The sequence below is a fragment of the Massilia oculi genome, from assembly GCF_017582745.1.
Classification (GTDB): Bacteria; Pseudomonadota; Gammaproteobacteria; order Burkholderiales; family Burkholderiaceae_D; genus Telluria; species Telluria oculi_A.
In genome coordinates this window covers 1-4,627 of the sequence record NZ_JAFVIM010000060.1, presented here as the reverse complement: position 1 = coordinate 4,627, position 4,627 = coordinate 1, and the positions used below count along the sequence as shown (strand labels likewise).

Annotated in this window: 3 protein-coding genes; all 3 read right to left on the bottom strand. The window is 56.4% G+C overall.

What is annotated here, in order from left to right; genetic code table 11:
- Window positions 1–119: 119 nt before the first annotated feature.
- The 3 genes from J3U95_RS27940 to J3U95_RS27930 are packed head-to-tail and all read right to left on the bottom strand — an operon-like array spanning window position 120 to window position 4,130.
- Complete coding sequence (locus J3U95_RS27940) at window positions 120–788, bottom strand: site-specific integrase (RefSeq protein WP_229520137.1); 669 nt, start codon at window positions 786–788, stop codon at window positions 120–122.
- A 24-nt stretch (window positions 789–812) separates the two neighbouring features.
- Window positions 813–3,038, bottom strand: coding sequence for a S8 family peptidase (locus tag J3U95_RS27935; RefSeq protein ID WP_184236230.1), 2,226 nt, complete (start codon window positions 3,036–3,038; stop codon window positions 813–815).
- 6 nt (window positions 3,039–3,044) lie between these two features.
- A complete protein-coding gene (locus J3U95_RS27930; RefSeq protein WP_005670918.1) occupies window positions 3,045–4,130 on the bottom strand; it encodes an AAA family ATPase in 1,086 nt (361 codons plus the stop codon).
- Window positions 4,131–4,627 lie beyond the last annotated feature (497 nt).

The window sequence follows — 4,627 nt, the reverse complement described above, 5'->3', positions numbered from 1 at the left end:
ACGACTTCCTGCCCTGGAACTGTGCCGCCAAGCTAGCCGGCTGAACTCCGCTTCCCAGCGGTGTGGCAAGCATCATCTCGTTTTTGCTTGCCGCGCTCAAGACGGTGCTGGGATGACGCTTACAGACCGCACACATAGAGCAATGTGAACAACCACCGCAGTCGCAGATATCGCTCACGCTCCCTCGGCGTTTCGCGCGGCATGGCGTCAATCGTGGCCTTTACTTCTAGCCAGAGTTCATCGTCAAAATAGCGTTCAATACGAGGCGCCCGTGCGCGACCTCTTTGGCGGGAAAGCGAGAGCGGATTGCCTGCCAGGTAGCCTGCACTGACAAGCCAGGCGAACATCGACGTCAATATGATACCCGCCTGCCTTTGACTTGACGCTGACAATGCCCCTGCGAACGGGCGCCAACGCGGATCATTGCGAGGATGTCTGCGACTCTGTTCACTCACCCATCGGTCTCGGGGCAAGGGGTTGCCCAAGAATGCCTGATAGGCCAACCAATCTTCGTGCGTCAGGGAAGACAGCGGCTTGGCACGCTGAAGCACACACCAGAGAAGCAGCCGCTCAGCCTCTTTTCGATAGGCGTCGAACGTGGCCTTTTTATGGACAAAGTTCGCGAGCCAAGCCAGCACCGCCGCGACATCGGTGTTCGCGCTGATCTGCCTCGGCACATGCCACTCGCGATTAGACCCAACGGACCCATCCAGGTCGCGTGATACCGTCATCACCTCCATAGGCGGAACGGAAATTTCTTCGAGGACGGCGGCTATCTGTTCAGACATTGAAACGTACTGTTTTACGGGAATTTAACTCGGTTGAGATTTCCCGGTGCCGCTCTGAATGCGCACCTCTTGGCGAATCTCGACTGGTTGCAGCGTCTGGTAGCGCTGCCGAATATTATTGTAGACGCCAGGCGTGTCTTCAGCGGCGACTGTTACAACCATCGCATATGGCAAAGCGGGGAGGGCGGCGTTGTCGACGCTTTGTCCGTCCTCACGCGCGCCGTACGTGATGTCGAAAAGCGGATCGTCTAGCGTGTCGACGTTGAACCGATGTTCATGTTTGAGCGTCGTCTCCCACTTTTGCTCGTCAGTGCGCGCTTCGAGCTCGGTCGTGTACATCTTCGATGACGAGAAAAATGGCATCGTTTTCTTCGACGTCTTCTTCGGACGCAACAGCACCGTCAGCCCGGCACGCGTGTAATTCACAGCGTGTTCAGGATCGGTATGACTGGCAAAGCACAGCGTCGCGCGAAGAGTGACTTTCCCATTCAATGGCAGGGAGGGGAACGGGATGAGCGCGCGCAGATTCTGTCCGGCCTGCAGGGTGCCCTGATAGATTACTCGCACTTCGTTGTCCTCGCACGTCAAGACTTCATCGACACTTTGAGGAAACCGGCCGTGTCCGATGTGGCTCATCAGCATGTGCTTTGGCCGGCTAGCGTGGTGCGACATCAAGGCGCGAACCGCTAAAACGCTCAACGGAGAATTGAGGGAGACCTTCACGCCGATCGCTGTTCTAAGGGTCGCTGGAGAGCTAAAACTGGTGCCTGTCGTGTGAGCGTAGTGACCACTGAGAGCGTTGTAGACGACGAAGGGTTCCTCTTCCGAACCACCGAAGGCTACGCCATCGGGTTTGATCATGCCAGGGCTGCGGCCGGGACCGTGTGAGCTATAGGGCGCGCGCTCCCAGGACAAACCTGTGCCGTCGCAGGCGCCCACCGCCAGGGCATTGACCATATCGGAAGGAGGCTGCACCCGGCTCTCCGGCCATTCCTTTTCGCCATCATTACCGACCGCGATAGCTGCCAGCGTGTTGCCAGAGGCGAGATGACTGTCGATTAGCGCCGTCCATGGATGGACCTCGTCATCATCCATCGGCATATATGGCCCGATGCTGAAGTTCACAAAGTCGTATTGCTCAGTTTTGAGGACATGGTCGATATTCTTGAGCACATCGTAGAGGTCGACATCGGGCACATTATCGGAAAGCTGCAACGACGGGCTGATGCAGCGGTAGTGATGCACGTCTGCATAAGGGCGCGGGAACTGCTCGCTATCTTCGTCAAGTGGTCCGAACAGCAGAGCGCTGGTCACACCGTTGCCATGATTGAGATAGGCCGCCGAGGTCGTCTCTGCACCTGGCAAGATTGTCTCTTGTACCCACCGGCCCAGGTCGGTGTGACCGATGCCGCCGTCGAACACTGCAACCTTCAGCTTGGTGTCGATCGCCGGCTGCTCAGTTAAAGCAGGCGCGACGACGCTCGAGCTACGCATGTCCCTGCCGCCGATACGTAATGACGGCATCACCCGCACCGCCCGCACAAATTGGAACGCTGCCAGATCCTGCGCTTTAGCGGCCGCCAGGCGCACTGGAATGAATGTCAGGGCAGATACGCTCAGCGCACGTGATACTTCAGCTGTTCCACCTAGCGAGGCGACGTAGGATGCGAACGCTTTGATGATGTCGGCATCTTCGACAGCGGCATGCAGGACAACCTCAAGAGAGGCCAGCGCTTGATCCGAATTCCTGGCGAAGTTCTTGTCCGCAGCGCTGAACTCCTCCAGGAGTTCGAATCGACAGAGTGCCTTCTGCTGCGTTTCGGAAATCTCTTCCGAAAAAAGCATTCTCTTCAACTTACTGAATGCTACCTCGGTACCTGCGACATACAAAGCTGCGGTGAAGGTCGCTTCACCTGCACGTTGGCGGCTGCTTGCGACGTCGCGCGGCACTACGCGAGCTGAGCGACTTCCCACGCAACGCAAGCCGCTTGCCTTGAGCAGGTTATTGGGATGATGTGTTTTAGCGAGGAAGGCAGGATGTAACGTAAACCTGGCAACGGACTCGCCGCGAGGCTTGAGCGCCGGCGGCTGTGCATGATGGGTGTGCAATAACAGATCAAGTTGCTTGCCCAAGAATTCTCGCTGCTGCGCGATGTTATACGGGTACTTTTTAAGTCCCGATCCGCGCTTGAGCGTGAAAGGCTGCGTGAGCGTCTCGCCGTATCCCAAAATGATGTTCGTTGCCGCCATTCCTGATTACTCCCCGAGGTAACGTTTGATGACACTGCTCACTGTAGGATGGGTTTTCCCCAGCCGAGATGCGATTTCCCGTCGCGATAGGCCTTCCAGATGCAACAGAAGCATCTCGCCTTCATGCGGTTTAACCATGTCGCCTTTTCTCATCCTGAGCTGCAAGGCATTCTTGACCAGAATCGGTACGAGCGCCGATTGCTCGAGGAGGGCGGTTTTACGAGACGAATGGATGAGGTGGCCGATCGAGCTGAACGATTCCCCGTGCAGCAGGGCAGCCAGATTCCGGCGGATGTTCTCGCCCATCGGCAGATCCTGCAAATACTCCACAATCAACTCCGGTGAAGGGGGCTCGAACTGGACGACGTGATCGAACCGGCGCCACACTGCAGGGTCGAGGAGTTCACCGTGATTCGTTGCCGCAATTAACAGCGAGTTCGCTGGCCAGTCGTCGAGGGCCTGCAAGAGCACGTTGACCAAGCGCTTGAGTTCGCCGACATCGCTGTCGTCATCGCGCCGCTTTGCGATCGCGTCGAACTCATCGAGTAGCAAGACGCATGGTCGAGAGATTGCATGATCGAACACAGCGCGTACATTGTTGCCAGTTTTCCCAAGATAGCTGCTCATGACCGTCGCCAGATTCAACGTCAGCAGAGGCAACTTGAGTTCTTGTGCCAACCAGTGCGCAGCAAGCGTCTTGCCGACGCCAGGCTTGCCGCAAAATAGCAACATCCTTGCCGGCGCCAAGCCTTCCTGCATTAGCAGTTCGAGGCTGCGCCATTCTTTCATCACGCCTGACAGCACGCCGTCAACCGTGTTGCTAAAGACAGGCCGTTTTGGCAAAACCACTGGGAAGATGGTTTCTACAAGCTCCATTCGCGAATCGGCATCTACTGGCGTCGGGACGAAGTCCCCGGCGCCGCGCATGACATTGTCAACAGAGAGGAACTGCGCAAGCTCTTGGGCTAGCGCCAAGTCGGTTTGTTTAAGCTTTGAAGCAAACCGGCCAACTGCGAGCGCGAACGCGCTACGCGAACCGGTCATTCCCGATTGAACCACCTTCACCAACTCTTTTCTCGGGAAACTTTCCACGACAATCCTTATCAATCAACTAGTTACGACACTTGGAAAATCTCTATGCGTCGATTTTATACGAATCTTTCCACCAAAGCCATAATTTTTACCGTACCTGGGACGGGACGGTGTGGCGGGCGAACTAGTGCGGGAGCCGTGATGGAATCAGCCGACATAATGATAATAATGTCTGATGCGTGTCAGCACGTGAGCAGGTAAAGAAGGCCATCGAAGGCTGCTAGAACAAATGATGAATCGCCACCGCTTGGACGGTGGCGCAATGAAATCAGAATGTGGCAGGCACATGCACGGGCAGGTACACATCGGGCATATCGCGCGTTACCCCGACGCGTACCGATACGCTGAGGTTGCGATTGTCGCGCAGTCCATACACCGGTAATCCCCCCATTTTTAGAGCACGCTAAAAGTAGAGGTTAAGCGGCGAGCGCCAATTTCTGTTTTGGCGTAATACCGCCGAGCGCCATGTTAGGCCGGTCGTGATTGTAGGTCCACAA

Excerpts from the sequence above, each read along its gene's own strand:
- J3U95_RS27940 (WP_229520137.1), bottom strand. The coding sequence starts at position 788 with ATGTCTGAACAGATAGCCGCCGTCCTCGAAGAAATTTCCGTTCCGCCT.
- J3U95_RS27935 (WP_184236230.1), bottom strand. The coding sequence starts at position 3,038 with ATGGCGGCAACGAACATCATTTTGGGATACGGCGAGACGCTCACGCAG.